Source organism: Phenylobacterium sp. (assembly GCF_030645195.1).
GTDB lineage: Bacteria > Pseudomonadota > Alphaproteobacteria > Caulobacterales > Caulobacteraceae > Phenylobacterium.
This window is the reverse complement of the sequence record NZ_JAUSLW010000078.1, coordinates 16,734-28,522: the sequence shown is the minus strand read 5'-3', so window position 1 is coordinate 28,522 and position 11,789 is coordinate 16,734. Positions and strand designations below refer to the sequence as shown.

At 69.6% G+C, this 11,789-nt stretch carries 19 protein-coding genes and 1 pseudogene; 10 read left to right on the top strand and 10 right to left on the bottom strand.

Features of this window, described 5'->3' with window-relative positions:
- Positions 1–540, bottom strand: a pseudogene (locus Q7T09_RS07495) (hypothetical protein); the annotation flags it as partial.
- 191 nt (positions 541–731) lie between these two features.
- Between Q7T09_RS07495 and Q7T09_RS07490 the strand changes: the two are divergent.
- Complete coding sequence (locus tag Q7T09_RS07490) at positions 732–1,517, top strand: hypothetical protein (protein WP_304698918.1); 786 nt, start codon at positions 732–734, stop codon at positions 1,515–1,517.
- 145 nt (positions 1,518–1,662) lie between these two features.
- Here the strand turns inward: Q7T09_RS07490 and Q7T09_RS07485 are convergent, their stop codons facing one another.
- Positions 1,663–2,325 (bottom strand): lysoplasmalogenase family protein, encoded by a 663-nt coding sequence (locus tag Q7T09_RS07485; protein WP_304698917.1) that lies wholly within the window; start codon positions 2,323–2,325, stop codon positions 1,663–1,665.
- 148 nt (positions 2,326–2,473) lie between these two features.
- Between Q7T09_RS07485 and Q7T09_RS07480 the strand changes: the two genes are divergently transcribed.
- Both Q7T09_RS07480 and Q7T09_RS07475 read left to right on the top strand, forming a co-directional pair.
- Positions 2,474–2,581 (top strand): hypothetical protein, encoded by a 108-nt coding sequence (locus Q7T09_RS07480; protein WP_304698916.1) that lies wholly within the window; start codon positions 2,474–2,476, stop codon positions 2,579–2,581.
- A 5-nt stretch (positions 2,582–2,586) separates the two neighbouring features.
- Positions 2,587–2,835 (top strand): hypothetical protein, encoded by a 249-nt coding sequence (locus tag Q7T09_RS07475; protein WP_304698915.1) that lies wholly within the window; start codon positions 2,587–2,589, stop codon positions 2,833–2,835.
- A 215-nt stretch (positions 2,836–3,050) separates the two neighbouring features.
- Here the strand turns inward: Q7T09_RS07475 and Q7T09_RS07470 are convergent, their stop codons facing one another.
- The 4 genes from Q7T09_RS07470 to Q7T09_RS07455 form a co-directional block, all read right to left on the bottom strand.
- A complete protein-coding gene (locus Q7T09_RS07470; RefSeq protein ID WP_304698914.1) occupies positions 3,051–3,296 on the bottom strand; it encodes a hypothetical protein in 246 nt (81 codons plus the stop codon).
- Positions 3,297–3,353: 57 nt separating this feature from the next.
- The gene (locus tag Q7T09_RS07465; RefSeq protein WP_304698913.1) at positions 3,354–4,421 is read right to left on the bottom strand and encodes a beta-N-acetylglucosaminidase domain-containing protein; all 1,068 of its coding nucleotides are present in this window, start codon (positions 4,419–4,421) and stop codon (positions 3,354–3,356) included.
- A gap of 89 nt (positions 4,422–4,510) precedes the next feature.
- Positions 4,511–5,005: a hypothetical protein gene (locus Q7T09_RS07460; protein ID WP_304698912.1), complete on the bottom strand. Its 495-nt coding sequence runs from the start codon at positions 5,003–5,005 to the stop codon at positions 4,511–4,513.
- Entirely contained in the window at positions 5,002–5,370 is a 369-nt protein-coding gene (locus Q7T09_RS07455) for a glycine zipper 2TM domain-containing protein (protein WP_304698911.1), read from the bottom strand. The genes Q7T09_RS07460 and Q7T09_RS07455 overlap by 4 nt, the downstream gene beginning before the upstream one ends.
- Before the next feature lie 150 nt (positions 5,371–5,520).
- Here Q7T09_RS07455 and Q7T09_RS07450 point away from each other — a divergent pair, with 150 nt between their 5' ends.
- The 3 genes from Q7T09_RS07450 to Q7T09_RS07440 all read left to right on the top strand — a co-directional run bounded on the left by Q7T09_RS07450 (position 5,521) and on the right by Q7T09_RS07440 (position 7,785).
- Positions 5,521–5,919: a hypothetical protein gene (locus Q7T09_RS07450; protein WP_304698909.1), complete on the top strand. Its 399-nt coding sequence runs from the start codon at positions 5,521–5,523 to the stop codon at positions 5,917–5,919.
- A gap of 112 nt (positions 5,920–6,031) precedes the next feature.
- Positions 6,032–7,543, top strand: a complete 1,512-nt coding sequence (locus Q7T09_RS07445; RefSeq protein WP_304698907.1) for a PAS domain-containing protein — start codon at positions 6,032–6,034, stop codon at positions 7,541–7,543.
- A gap of 107 nt (positions 7,544–7,650) precedes the next feature.
- Complete coding sequence (locus Q7T09_RS07440) at positions 7,651–7,785, top strand: hypothetical protein (protein ID WP_304698905.1); 135 nt, start codon at positions 7,651–7,653, stop codon at positions 7,783–7,785.
- Here the strand turns inward: Q7T09_RS07440 and Q7T09_RS07435 are convergent.
- The 3 genes from Q7T09_RS07435 to Q7T09_RS07425 form a co-directional block, all read right to left on the bottom strand.
- A complete protein-coding gene (locus tag Q7T09_RS07435; RefSeq protein ID WP_304698903.1) occupies positions 7,782–7,952 on the bottom strand; it encodes a hypothetical protein in 171 nt (56 codons plus the stop codon). The two genes, Q7T09_RS07440 and Q7T09_RS07435, sit on opposite strands and share 4 nt — an antisense overlap.
- 69 nt (positions 7,953–8,021) lie before the next feature.
- Positions 8,022–8,411 (bottom strand): response regulator, encoded by a 390-nt coding sequence (locus tag Q7T09_RS07430; RefSeq protein WP_304698901.1) that lies wholly within the window; start codon positions 8,409–8,411, stop codon positions 8,022–8,024.
- A 110-nt stretch (positions 8,412–8,521) separates the two neighbouring features.
- A complete protein-coding gene (locus Q7T09_RS07425; RefSeq protein ID WP_304698899.1) occupies positions 8,522–8,947 on the bottom strand; it encodes a hypothetical protein in 426 nt (141 codons plus the stop codon).
- A gap of 122 nt (positions 8,948–9,069) precedes the next feature.
- Between Q7T09_RS07425 and Q7T09_RS07420 the strand changes: the two genes are divergently transcribed.
- The 3 genes from Q7T09_RS07420 (at position 9,070) to Q7T09_RS07410 (ending at position 11,140) form a co-directional block, all read left to right on the top strand.
- Positions 9,070–9,900: a helix-turn-helix domain-containing protein gene (locus tag Q7T09_RS07420; protein ID WP_304698897.1), complete on the top strand. Its 831-nt coding sequence runs from the start codon at positions 9,070–9,072 to the stop codon at positions 9,898–9,900.
- Positions 9,901–9,970: 70 nt separating this feature from the next.
- Positions 9,971–10,360, top strand: coding sequence for a limonene-1,2-epoxide hydrolase family protein (locus Q7T09_RS07415; protein ID WP_304698896.1), 390 nt, complete (start codon positions 9,971–9,973; stop codon positions 10,358–10,360).
- 165 nt (positions 10,361–10,525) lie between these two features.
- Positions 10,526–11,140: a hypothetical protein gene (locus Q7T09_RS07410; RefSeq protein WP_304698894.1), complete on the top strand. Its 615-nt coding sequence runs from the start codon at positions 10,526–10,528 to the stop codon at positions 11,138–11,140.
- 90 nt (positions 11,141–11,230) lie between these two features.
- Here Q7T09_RS07410 and Q7T09_RS07405 read toward each other — a convergent pair whose 3' ends face one another.
- Entirely contained in the window at positions 11,231–11,518 is a 288-nt protein-coding gene (locus Q7T09_RS07405) for a hypothetical protein (protein WP_304698893.1), read from the bottom strand.
- On the opposite strand from Q7T09_RS07405, the gene Q7T09_RS20470 reads away from it, so the two are divergent.
- Positions 11,517–11,789, top strand: coding sequence for a VOC family protein (locus Q7T09_RS20470; protein ID WP_370689215.1), 273 nt, complete (start codon positions 11,517–11,519; stop codon positions 11,787–11,789). The genes Q7T09_RS07405 and Q7T09_RS20470 overlap by 2 nt on opposite strands.

Genomic DNA, 11,789 nt, shown 5'->3' with positions numbered 1-11,789 from the left:
GACAGCCTTCTCGAACTGATCGGATGAGCGGAGCAGTCGAACGTGATCGACGAGGTGGGTCAGCGCCCGCGCGGGCAGGCCAGCCTGAATCAAGTCGTGCGCCTCAAGCGGACCCTCCACGTCGCGACGCAAGATTTTTGGACCGCCGAGAAGTTCTGAGACCCTTGTCCAAATCGCGGAGAGGCGGGCGCTCTCCGCTACTCCGGTGCTCCCCAGCAAGTCTGCTTCCGGCGCGGAGATTGTCCACGAGACATTCTGATCTATGCTCGGGTTGAGGATTGTTGTTGTCCTCGCCGCTAAGGCTTCCAAGTGTTCGAGTTCTGACACCATGGTTGATGTTTCTAGCGAGATCTGCTCGAGAATTGCTCTGTTTAACCAGTCACCAAGCGATATTCCGGAACGGCGAGCTTGAGCCTCCGCCATCTCACGATCTTCGGGATGAATCCCGCTGACGCTCCAGACATCCGCACCCTCGGAACGGGCGCCGCCGGTTAGTTTGCCACTGGTTCCGTGAGGTTTCGTCGCCACATCTTGTCCCATCGTGCGTCAGGCGTCATCCTCAAAGGTGACAGTTGACGCTTGCGATTTCAAGCTGTTCCACCTTCGCTGATACCTCGCGCATTTTTGCATCGCCTCCCCCAAAGGTGGAATGTTTGTTCTGTTTTTGTTCTTGACGGATCGACCGGACCGTGAGAGGCTGCGAGCCTCCCCAAGTCATCGCCCAGGTGTCCATGTCGTCGAAGTCGCCGCCGCTCGGGCGTCCCGATCGCCGTCCGCAGGTGCGGTATTCGCCCGAGCTGGGCAGGCTGATCTGCGAGAAGATCGCCGGCGGGCAGAGCGAGGCGTCCCTGGGGCGTGAGCCGGGGATGCCCTCGGTGCAGGCGATCTACAAGTGGCGGGAGCGGGAGCCTGGGTTCGGGGCGGCCTATGAGGCGGCCCGCGACCAGGCGCGGCGCGACCGGCGGGCGCGGGATAGGGCGGAGGACGAGGATCGCCGCTGGCGCCGGGCCCTGCGGCCGCGCAAGGACGGGCGCGGCGGGCGGGTGTCGACCTATACCGACGAACTGGGCGGGATGATCCTGCGGCGGATCGCGAGCGGGGAGACGGTGCTGTCCGTCGGCGCCGATGCCGACATGCCCTGCGCGGCCACCATCTATCACTGGATCCGCGCCGACGACGCCTTCCACGACGCCTATCTGAAGGCCAAGGCCGTGGCCGCCGACATCTTCGCCGACGCCATGCTGGAGATCGCCCTGGAGTCCACCGAGACCACGGCGCGGGCCGACGCCCTGCGCATCTCGACCCTGCGCTGGACCGCCTCCATGCTGGCGCCGAAGAAGTACGGGGTCCGGCGGCCCCTGCCGCCCGAGGAGCAGGACCCGGACAAGCCGCCATGGGTGGTGGTGATCCGCAAGTTCGGCGAGACCGAGGACGAGGCGCTGGCGAAGATCGGGCGGGGGCCGCTGGCGAAGCCCGAGCCCAAGGCGGAGACGGACTGGTGGAGCACGCCGGGGTGAGGCGGCCGTTCGGCTTGCCCACCCAGTGTCATCCCGGTTTCCACGTCGCGGAAGATCGGGATCCATACTCACCGATCTATCCTGAGACCCCCGCGCGTCTGGGTCCCGCACAAGCGCTGCGCGCTTTGCGGGATGACACCTTGATCTAGGGCTCGTCCCGCCGCGCGAGGGTTCTAACCACCCCCAGGCAGATGCGCAGTTGGCCGGCGAAATAGAGCGCCCAGACCACCGGGCTGACCCAGGCCAGGCCCTCCAGGGGGCCGGTGCGGGCGAAGATGAAGAGGTCGGAGGCCACGAACATCAGGGCGCCGAGGCCGACGCTCATCCGCGGGAAGCGGCTGATCCAGGCGGCCGCCGCCATCAGGGCCAGGCCCGTGGAATAGAAGGCGATGCCGGGCGCGCCGGCGCGGTCGCCTGGCAGGAGGTAGGCGGTGATCACCGTGGCGGGCACGATGAGCAGGGCCAGCAGGAGCTGGCTGCGCTCCAGCGGCTGGCGGCGGTTGCGCAGGTAGAGGGCGATGGCGACGAGATGGCCGGCCAGGAAGGCGATGGCGCCGGTGACCAGGCCGTGGGTCTCCAACAGGACGTCGCCGGTGGCCCCCAGCGCCATGACGGCGGCCAGCAGCCAGCCGTCGAGGCTTTTCGCGCGGGCCGCGGCATAGAGGGCCAGCAGGGCCACGCCCGAGCCCTTCCAGACGATCATGGCCGCGTGGGGCGGGCCGACATAGGCCGAGGCCAGGAAGCTCACCCCGCCCAGGATGGCGCAGGCCAGGATGAGTTTGGCCAACAGGCCGGGCCGATCCGTCATCTTATTCCCCCCTCGGATGGCGGCACTCTAGGCGGGTTGACGCCTGGGCGCCCAGAGCGCCGCAGGAATTCCCCGGGCGGGCGAGGGGGATGTGCTAGGATTAAGTCTGCTGCGTCGCTCCGCTTGGGGGCCGCGAAAGGACACCGCCATGGCCAAGGGTCAGAAGAAGAGCAACAAGGAAGTCCGCAAGCCCAAGGCCGAGAAGCCCAAGGACAACGCGCCGGCCGGCTGGACCCCCAACGTCCTGAAGAAGTAGGGCGCGTGGGACGCGAGACCGTCCACCTGGTCCAGGCCTATATCGCCGGCAAGGGCAAGGGCCTGAAGGCCGAACAGGTGCTGATCTGCAAGTCCGCCGAGGAGGCGCGGCGCAAGGCCGAGCGCCTGTCCGACACCCGGTTGGGGGTGGTGGCCTTCTCCGCCTCGGCCGACGCCGAGCTGGGGGACTATGACGAGACCCCGGTGATCCTGTTCAAGGCCGGCCAGCTGCCGCCGCCCTACGACGAGGCCTGAGGCGGGGGGAGGGCGGGCTCAAATTCCCCTTCTCCCCTTGTGGGAGAAGGTGGCGCGCGAGGGCGCGCCGGATGAGGGGTCGCGATCCCCTCTCCGCGATCCTGGTGACGCCCTGGCCGGATAGGTCTATTGACCCCTCATCCGACCCTGCTCCGCAGGGCCACCTTCTCCCGCAAGGGGAGAAGGCCGGGCAGAGGCCTGTCGCTCAGCCCGGATCAGCGCCCGACCACCCACAGATCGAGCGGCTGGTGGGCCTCGTGGCGGATCACGAACCAGTAGCCGAGCCCGAAGGCCAGCAGGCTCGCGATCGCGCCGCCGAGGAAGCCGGCGGGGGTGGCGAACCACAGGGTCAGGAACAGGATCGTGGCGCCCAGCAGGACCATGGACCAGCGGACCAGCATGTTGAAGGCGTGGTAGGTGCGCTCGTGATCGAGCAGGTGGACCTCGGACTCAGACGGCATGGATAAGCCTCCGAAAACGGTTGTATCCCCACGTCGAGGGTAACACGTTTTCGGCGATCAGTGTTCCGCCGCCATCATCTGCTGGGTGATGACATAGGCGCCGTCCAGCCAGGCGAGGATCTCCCGGGCGCCGGGGTGGTCGTAGGCGGCGTAGCGGGCGCGCAGGGTGGGGATGGCGTCGCCCAGCCGGTCGAGGCCGGTGTCCTGCAGCAGCACCAGGTGGCCCTGGACCCGGTAGGCGAGGTCGTCGCCCAGCACCGTGCGGGCCGCGGCCAGGAAGGCCTTGCCGTATTGGTAGTCCTCGCCCAGGCGGTAGCTGTCGGCGAGCGTCAGGGCCGGGATGCGGGAGAGCACCGGCTGCAGGGCCGGGTTCACCGCGTGGGCGGCGACGTGGTCGGCGATGCTCCCCGGGCGGCCGGTGAAGGCGCGCAGGTGCAGGTGGGGCGACATGCGCGGGCCGTCATTGACCGGATAGTTGTCCCACAGGAACGGCTTGCGGCGCAGCTGGCCGGCGACGCGGGCCAGGTGGCCGGGGGTGAATTCCTTCGAGCAGACCTCCTCGCCGGTCCAGAACACCTCGATGGCGGGATCCAGACCTGAGCCGAAGTCCTCCAGGTAGCTTTCCGGTCGAGATCCGAAGGCGCGGTCCAGCTCCGGGGCGTCGGAATAGTAGGTTGGGCAGGCGATGACGCGGGTGGCGGCCGTGCGCTCGGCGATCCAGTGGATGATCCGCACCTGGGTGGCGGCCAGCTCCGGCAGGTCGCCGCGCATGTCGTCGAACAGCACGCCGAGGTCCTGGATGCCGATCATGTCCAGCATGGCGAGCTTGCCGGCCAGCGCCTCCTGGGCCGCCCCGTCGAAGTCGCGATAGAGCTCGAAGGGACTGAGCCCCACCCCGAAGCGGACCCCGTGCTCGGCGCAGTGGTCGGAGAGGGCCAGCAGCTCGGCGGCCATCTCGGCGGGGTGCTGCTCCTGCCAGCGGCGGCGCAGCCAGGGGTCGGCCTTGGGGGCGTACATGTAGAAGCCATAGCCGTGGGGGGCCAGGAAGCTCACCTGGTCGCGGCGCTCGGCCCAGCTCCAAGGGGCGCCGTAATAGCCCTCGATGATCCCCAGCTCGACGGTCATGGCGGCCCCTCCCAAGGCGTCTCAGGCCGGGAGGGTGCCCCAAGGCGGCGGCGAGAGCTACTCCCTCCCCTTTCGGGGAGGAAGCGGGGTCAGCCCTTCATCGGGGGCGGCGGCTTGCAGGCGCCGGCGCGGGCCTGGACGACGAAGAACAGGGCGCGAGTCTCGGCGAACTGGCGGTGTTCGGCCAGCGCGTTGGTGGGCTCGCCGGTGAGCAGGCTGGTGGCCTCCATGGACGGCGCGCCGGGCGCGTTGGCGGCGGCGAGCGAGGCCTGGTTCCACTTGGAGAGCGCCGGGGCGCAGGCCGCGACGGTGGCGCCGGCCACCACCTCGGCGGAGTCCCGGGCTCCGGCCAGGCTGTAGGCCCAGCGGTGCAGGCAGTCCTCCACGGCGCCCGAGGCGTCGATGCTCGCCGGGGCGGCCAGGGCCGGGACGCCGGCGGTGGTCGTGGCGGCCGCCGGCGTGGCGGCGAAGGGGGTGCAGATGCCCTTGGCCACGACGCGGCCGTCGTTGTCGCTACAGGCGGCGAGCGACAGCATGGCCAGGGCGGCCAGGGCGAATCTTGCGGTCGTCGGGGCGGCGATCATTGGCCGCAGACCCGGATCTGCTGGTAGGTGAGCTGGCCGCGCTCGTCGTAATAGGGGCGGCTCTCGTTGCGGCACTGGTCGTAGGAGACCTGGCGGTAGGCGCTGTTGCGCGAGGGGGCCGTGCGATTGCTGGCGCGCGTATAGCTGCGGCCGGTGTCGCATTTCACCCGGGCGAGCTGATTGCCCACCACGGCCCCGCCGAGGCCGCCGATGATGGCGCCGTTCTTGTCGGCCACTGCGTTGCCGATCAGGGCCCCGCCGACGGCGCCCAGCACGGCGCCGGTCACCTTGCGGTCGTGAGCGCGTTGATCACAGGCGGTGCGCGCGCTGGCCAGGGTGGGTGCGGTGAGCGCAGCGAGCGCCAACCCACAGATCAAAATACGATGTCGCATAGCCAAGCCTCCAGAATCCTAAAGTCCCTCAGCCGACACAACGCCCCGGGTCGCCGATGGATGCGCCCGCCTTGCTGGCGCCTTGATTGGCCTCAAAAAGCCCCGGCTCACCTGGAGACACCCGTGCGCCGAGTTCTGATCGCCTCCGCCCTGGCCCTGGTGGCCGCCTGCAGTCCCAAGGCCAAGAGCGCGGCCGACGACCAGTACGCCGGGCTGGGGGACGAGATCCTCGCCTGGCACAAGCAGATCCAGGCCAGCGACAAGGCCTGCCTGTCGAAGTCCGACGGCAAGGGCTGCCAGGGCTTCGAGGTCGGCTGCAAGGGCGCGCGCGAACTCACCGCCATCGACAAGGCCAAGGGCGTCACCGCCAAGCTGGTGGTGGCCATGAGCTGGGAAGGCTGGGACCCCGTGCGCAGCGAGTACCGCACCCAGTCGGGCTTCTCGGAGTTCACCAAGGTTGACGGCGGCTGGATGCGCAACCCCACCGGTCCGGTCAATCTGAGCACCTGCGCAAGCGCCTAGGGTCCCACGGAACGGAACCGGGCGCGGGCTCCACGCGTACACCGCCAAGGTTCGGGCGGCGAAGCTGCGCGAGGCGTTAGGCCCATCTGGGCGCAGCAGGGATGGAGCGCGGGTGAGCGAAGCGATGACGAGGGGCGCCTGGACCGAAGACGCCCGGCTTGCGTCCCTTCGGGCCACCGGCATCCTGGACACAGCGGCGGAAACCGCCTTCGACGACATCGTGCGGCTGGCGGCCCTGGTCTGCCAGGCGCCCATGGCGATCATCAGCTTCGTGGGCGGCGACCGCCAGTGGTTCAAGGCCAAGGTGGGGCTGGAGATCAGCGAGACCCCCATCGAGGTCTCCATCTGCCAGCACGTGCTGAGCTGCGAGGATCTGGTGGTGTTCCCCGACCTGACCAAGGACCCGCGCACCGCAACCAATCCCCTGGTGACCAAACCGCCGGGCCTGCGCTTCTACGCCGGGGCACGGGTGGACGCCCCCGACGGGGCGCCGATCGGCTCGGTGGCGGTGCTGGACACCGCACCGCGACCGCAGGGCCTCAGCCCCGAACAGTCCGAGACCCTGCTGGCCCTGGCCCGCCAGGTCATGGCCCAGCTCGCCCTGCGGGCCCAGGCCGCGCGGCTGAGGGACGGGGAGAACCGCTTCCGGGCGATCGCCGACTCCATGCCCCAGATGGTCTGGTCGACCCGGCCGGACGGCTATCACGACTACTACAACGCCCGCTGGTACGAGTTCACCGGCACGCCGCCCGGCTCCACCGACGGCGAGGGCTGGAGCGGCGTGTTCCATCCCGACGACCAGGATCGGGCCTGGGCGCTGTGGTCGCACAGCCTGGAGACCGGCGAGCCCTACGAGATCGAGTACCGGCTGCGCCACCATTCGGGAGCCTATCGCTGGACCCTGGGCCGCGCCCTGCCGATCCGCGACGAGGCGGGCCAGATCTCCCGCTGGTTCGGCACCTGCACCGACATCGACGACGCCAAGCGTCTGGCCCAGGAGCGCGAGCTGGTGAGCCAGGAGCTGAGCCACCGGATCAAGAACATCTTCGCGGTGATCTCGGGGCTGATTTCGCTGTCGGCCCGCACCCATCCGGAGTCCAAGGCCTATGCCGCCGCCCTGCGCGACCGGGTGATGGCGCTGGGCCGCGCCCACGACTTCGTGCGCCCCCATTCCAACGCCTCGCGGCCCACGGCCCGGGCGGCCACCGCCTTCGCCCTGCTGGGGGAACTGTTCGCCCCCTATGACGGGGCGGGCGGCCTGCGCATCAGCCTGGCCGGGGACGATATCGCCATCGACGACCGGGCCGCCACGCCGCTGGCCCTGATCTTCCACGAGCTGGCCACCAACGCGGCCAAGTACGGCGCCCTGTCCACGCCCGATGGCCACGTCGCCATCACCGCGCAACGGGTAGGGGCGGACTATCACCTGGTGTGGACCGAGACCGGTGGCCCCGTCATCGCCGGCCCGCCGCCGGAGGATGGCTTCGGCTCGACCCTGTCGAAGGTCTCGGTGGAAGGGCAACTGGGCGGAACCCTGAACCGCGAGTGGGGGCCGAATGGCCTGGTGGTGCGGATGAGCGCGCCGCTCACCGCCTATACGCGGCCGAGCCGGGTGAGCCAGTAGGTCACGCGCCGGGCCGGACCGGGAACCGACGGGCGATCCGCGCGCTGGGTCTTGCAGCCAGCCCATCCGAAAAGGAGTGCGGCATCGAAAAGTCCCGGGACGCCTTCGTGCAGGCCCGCAACATCGAAATGTTCAAAAGGCGGCTTCGGGGCGACCTCGGGGCGGCCGAGCGCTACGTGCTCCAGACCCTGCTGGCCGAGGAAGAGGCCAAGGCCGCACGCCCGGCGCCGCCCTTCGTCTAGGGGAAGTCGAGGAGAGTCGCGGGGCCGAACTGGCCGTCTTCTCGCGTGAGGCCGCGCCAACAGTCGGCGAGATATTGGAAGCGTAGCTGCATGTCCGGGGTCAGGCAGGCGGCGGCGCGCGCCTGCAGCTCTTCGGCCTTGGCGAGGCATTCCTGCGCAGTCTTCATCGGAGGAGCTTAGACCCGGTCGGCCCCGAAATAGTTAACGTCCGCTGCGGCCTTTCGACTCGGCGGCTGTTAGGCGAAGAGGCGCAGTTCGCCGGGCGGGGCGAGCAGGGGGCCGCGGCGGGCGGCATAGTCCACCACGGCGGCCACGGCGTGGCGCGAGGCGGGCTTGGGCAGGACGCCGAGGGTTCCGGCGACGCCGCCCTCCAGGAGGCCGGGATTGGCGGTGAGGAAGATCACCGCCGCGCCATGGCGGTTGGCCAGGGTGCGGCCAATCTCGACGCCGGTCTCGCCGTCGCGGAGGTTGAGGTCCACCAGGGCGATATCGACACCTTCGCCGGCCAGGGCCTCGAAGCTGCGGCGGTCCGGCGCGATGCCGACGACGGTGTGGCCCAGTTCGCTGAGAGTCTCCTCCAGCTCCATGGCCACCAAGATCTCGTCTTCGACAATCAACACCCGCACTGAGACTGCTCCGGACAACGGCTCTCGCGCCGTGCAGGAAGAATGCCGACGGGGCGCGAAGGTTGCGGAGCTTGTGTCTTCTAGCCGACCGTCGGTTCCCGGGGCCCGTTTCAGACCGAGGATTTCAAGGCGCCGCTTCCCAGAACACCGACAACATACATCCCCGCCAAGGCCAGGTTGGGCGCGACGTTCAGCCCGAACCCCGTGGCCACCGACAGGGCGCTGTCGATCACGAACCAGCTGGCCACGCCGAGGGACATCGCGGTCCAGAGCTGGCGGCCCTTGTCCCCCAGATCAATGGCCGCGCCGATGACGGCGAAAAGCGTCACCGCCCAGCCGATCGACACCGCGCCCATCACGGCCAGACTGAACCGCAGGGTGGGATCAAACAGCGCCTCGCTCGGGCCGCGCAGGTTCGACAGGACGAAGCGGACCGGGCCGCTGGTGGCTTCGAACGCGCCGCCCGAGAGCACCGCCCCGAAGACGCCGATCGAAACGCACCAGACGACGAACCACATGCGCCAGAAGCCCGACATCGCCATCTCCTCTTTCTCCTGAGACCGTCGCTCCATCGGTCGCGGGCGGTCAATTACCTGTCAGGTCGTTGAATCCTGTCGCAGGCCGCGCGACAGGTGGGGGAAGGCGGCGAGGGGGAAGCGTGTCAGTTTCGATCCGGGAAACAGGTCCGGAGGCGGGCTTTCCCCGCCTGTTGCGGGAGTGGCGCCAGAAACGCCGGCTGTCGCAACTGGATCTGGCGCTGACCTCCGGCGTCTCGCAGCGCCATGTCAGCTTCCTGGAGTCGGGGCGGGCCAACCCCAGCCGCAACATGATCCTGCAGTTGAGCGAGACCCTCGAGGTGCCTCTGCGCGACCGCAACGCCTGGCTGACGGCGGCGGGGTTCGCCCCGATCTTCCGGGCCCGCGCCCTGGACGACCCCCAGATGGCCCAGGTGATGAGCGCCGTGCGCATTATGCTCAAGGCCCACGAGCCCTTTCCGGCCATCGCCCTCGACCGGGCCTGGAACGTCCGGCTGTCGAACAAGCCCTTCGATCTGCTGGGCGCCATGCTGGGTGACGACATCTGGGGCCGGGTCGGCGGCGACCAGCGCAACCTCATGCGGCTGTTCTTCCATCCGCAGGGCATCCGCCCCTTCGTCACCAACTGGGAGGCCGTGGGCCCGCTGATGTGGCGGCGCGCCCAGCGGGAGGCCGAAGCCCTGGGCGGCCTGGAGATGCAGGCGGTGCTGGATGACCTCGCCCCCCTTCAGGATTCCAACGCCCTGTGGTCGGCCGCCGACACCGCGCTGCTGCCGGTGATGCCGTTCAACATGGAGGTCAAGGGCGTAAGGATGTCGATGTTCGCGGTGGTCGCGACCTTTGGCACTGCCCAGGACGTCACCGCCGACGAGCTGAGGCTCGAGACCCTGTTTCCGGCGGACGCCGAGACCGAGGCCCTGTTCCGTGGCGCCGCGGCCGGTCGCCAACCATAACCCGCCAGGTAATTGCGCCGAGCGCGGCGGATCGCGACTGTCGCCGGACACCATCACGCAGGAGACCCGCATGTCCGCCGCATCCATGTCCCCCCTCGAAATCGTCCGGCAGTTCATGACGCTCATGGAGCCGTTGAACTACGACGCGGCGCTGAAGCTCGTCTCCGGCGATTGCGAATACGTCAACCCGCCGCCGATCGGCGCGGTACGCGGACCGGCGGGCATCCGGGCGGTGCTGGAGCCCTTCTTCGGACCGACCTCGGAGAACGAGTTCAGGGTCCTCCGCGAGGCCGCCTTCGGGCCGGTCGTGTTCCTGGAGCGGCTGGACCGGCACCTCTTCGGCGACAGGTGGGTCGAGCTGCCGGTGACCGGGGTCTACGAGGTTCATGACGGCGTCATCACCTACTGGCGCGACTATTTCGACGCGCCGACGATCATGTCGCAATTGCCGGCGAGGTAGCCGGCACTCCTGACGGAGCGCCGTCATGTCTCGCCAATTCCACAGGTTCTGGCTGAAGATCACGGCCATCGTGGTCGGACCGCTCTGGCGGCCGGCAAGGAACTGACCGGGGCCGCCGGCGTCGGCGACCAGAGCGGGGCGCTCGGAATGGAGGGAACCAGGGCCATGGAGACGACCTCATCCCATTGGGACGGCCCGCCCCTGGAGGCCTGGGACGCCTGGACCCCGGAGGCGGCCGCGGCCCGGCTCGCCGGCGTGGAGGCCCCCTGGTGCGTGGTGGGCGGCTGGGCGTTGGATCTGTGGCTGGGACGACAGAGCCGGCCCCACGGGGACCTGGAGATCGCCATTCCCCGCGCCGCGTTCGGCGCGGTGCGGACCCGACTGGCGGGGTTCGCGCTGCATGTCGTGGGGGACGGCGAGGTGCGCGCCCTGGCGCCCGGGGCCGAGCCGCCGGCTCACCGGCATCAGACCTGGGTGCGGGAGGGGGAGGCCTGGCGGATGGACGTCATGCTGGAGCCCGGCGACGCGGAGACCTGGGTCTACCGGCGCGATGAGAGCCTGAGCGCGCCGCGGGCGCAGATGGTGGGCCTGTCCGCGGCGGGCGTGCCTTACCTGCGGCCGCACGGGGGGCTGCTGTACAAGGCGGCCAAGCCCCGGCCGAAGGACGAGGCGGACTTCGCGCTGATCGCGCCGCTGCTGGAGGTCGAGGGGCGGGCCTGGCTGAGGGCCGCGATCGCGCGGCTGCATCCCGGCCATGCCTGGCTGGAGCGTCTGGCCTGACAGAAAAAGGCCCCGACCGCCTGGAGGCGATCGGAGCCCTGATCTGGATCACGCCGGGTGGACGCCTGGAGAGGCGTCCGCGCCGGGGTCTTACTTCTTGGCCGGCTCGGCGGCGGCGTCGACCTTGGCTTCGGTCGAGGAGGCGGCGGCGTCGCCGGCGGCCTGCATGGCGTCGCCAGCCTTGTCGCCGGCCTTCTGGGCGGCGTCGGTGGCGGTGTCGGCCGCGTCGACGGCGGTGGCCGCGGCGTCGGTGGCGGCGGAAGCGGCCTGGTCGGCGGTGGCGTCAGCGGCGACCGGGGCCGGGGCTTCTTCCTTCTTGGTGCAGGCGGCGGCGGCGAGGCCGAGGGCGGCGACAGTCATCAGGGTGGCAAAACGCATGGATCGTCTCCGAATTTTTGGGGGATATGGCTTGGGCTGGACGTCACCCCCGCGTGGCGTTCAGCGCTCCCGCCAAGGCCGGAGCATGACCAAAACGTCGCGATCACGATCGCGTTCCCGGCCCGATCACAAATTCGTGCCAAGTCCTTGGGCCAGCCGCGCGGCGCGGATTGTCGCCCTCGGCGGGACGGCGCGTGATATCCATGAGGCTCACACGGTGATGCTCGACCCGGAGGGCGCGGCCTTCTGCGTGCAGGACCCTCGGGAGTAG

What these genes read in the sequence shown, in the direction of transcription:
- Q7T09_RS07490 (WP_304698918.1), top strand. Translation starts at nt 732, where the DNA reads ATGTCGTCGAAGTCGCCGCCGCTCGGGCGTCCCGATCGCCGTCCGCAG.
- Q7T09_RS07485 (WP_304698917.1), bottom strand. Translation starts at nt 2,325, where the DNA reads ATGACGGATCGGCCCGGCCTGTTGGCCAAACTCATCCTGGCCTGCGCC.
- Q7T09_RS07480 (WP_304698916.1), top strand. Translation starts at nt 2,474, where the DNA reads ATGGCCAAGGGTCAGAAGAAGAGCAACAAGGAAGTCCGCAAGCCCAAG.
- Q7T09_RS07470 (WP_304698914.1), bottom strand. Translation starts at nt 3,296, where the DNA reads ATGCCGTCTGAGTCCGAGGTCCACCTGCTCGATCACGAGCGCACCTAC.
- Q7T09_RS07465 (WP_304698913.1), bottom strand. Translation starts at nt 4,421, where the DNA reads ATGACCGTCGAGCTGGGGATCATCGAGGGCTATTACGGCGCCCCTTGG.
- Q7T09_RS07460 (WP_304698912.1), bottom strand. Translation starts at nt 5,005, where the DNA reads ATGATCGCCGCCCCGACGACCGCAAGATTCGCCCTGGCCGCCCTGGCC.
- Q7T09_RS07435 (WP_304698903.1), bottom strand. Translation starts at nt 7,952, where the DNA reads ATGAAGACTGCGCAGGAATGCCTCGCCAAGGCCGAAGAGCTGCAGGCG.
- Q7T09_RS07425 (WP_304698899.1), bottom strand. Translation starts at nt 8,947, where the DNA reads ATGTCGGGCTTCTGGCGCATGTGGTTCGTCGTCTGGTGCGTTTCGATC.
- Q7T09_RS07415 (WP_304698896.1), top strand. Translation starts at nt 9,971, where the DNA reads ATGTCCGCCGCATCCATGTCCCCCCTCGAAATCGTCCGGCAGTTCATG.
- Q7T09_RS07410 (WP_304698894.1), top strand. Translation starts at nt 10,526, where the DNA reads ATGGAGACGACCTCATCCCATTGGGACGGCCCGCCCCTGGAGGCCTGG.
- Q7T09_RS20470 (WP_370689215.1), top strand. Translation starts at nt 11,517, where the DNA reads ATGGATCGTCTCCGAATTTTTGGGGGATATGGCTTGGGCTGGACGTCA.
- Q7T09_RS07405 (WP_304698893.1), bottom strand. Translation starts at nt 11,518, where the DNA reads ATGCGTTTTGCCACCCTGATGACTGTCGCCGCCCTCGGCCTCGCCGCC.